The organism is Marinomonas sp. TI.3.20, from assembly GCF_038155025.1.
GTDB classification, from domain to species: Bacteria; Pseudomonadota; Gammaproteobacteria; order Pseudomonadales; family Marinomonadaceae; genus Marinomonas; species Marinomonas flavescens.
The window spans coordinates 1-530 of sequence record NZ_JBAKAS010000070.1; the positions used below are offsets into that span (position 1 = coordinate 1).

A 530-nucleotide genomic window follows, 5' to 3' on the forward strand; every position below is an offset into this window, starting at 1 on the left:
AACGCCTTCGGCTTCCCCCTTAACTCATAAGCCATAATAAGAGCCTTACTAACAAGTTCACTATCAGGGCTCAGAGACAACGCCCAGCCAACTGGTTTTCTTGCGTATAAATCCATCACAACGGCTAAATAAGCCCAACGGTTTCCTGTCCAAACATAGGTGATGTCACCACACCAAACCTTTTTAGGAGAGCCCACGTTAAACTGTCGAGCCAGAAGGTTCGGCGCAACTAAACTCTCTTGTTTTGCTGGTTTATAGCGATGCTTAGGCTGTTGACAGCTAAGCAAAGCGAGTTCGCGCATTAAGTTACTTGCGACATACCGACTTAAGCTTGTACCACCCTGAGTGACAATAGCTGCAATCGTTCTCGCTCCCGCAGCGCCTTCACTTACTTCAAAAGCGGCTCGAACTTTTTCTTTAAGCATAATACGAGCAGGTGTTTCACCGACCGTTTTATCACGCCAATACCTGTAGCTGCTTCTATGAATATTGAATAACTGACATAGATGATCAACGGGAAAGCCCTCTTG

Annotated in this window: 1 protein-coding gene; it reads right to left on the reverse strand. The window is 46.0% G+C overall.

All coding sequences use genetic code 11. The features are described 5' to 3' along the window. A partial coding sequence (locus V6259_RS19600) for a DDE-type integrase/transposase/recombinase (RefSeq protein ID WP_341585962.1) occupies positions 1-530 on the reverse strand: 530 nt, incomplete at both ends.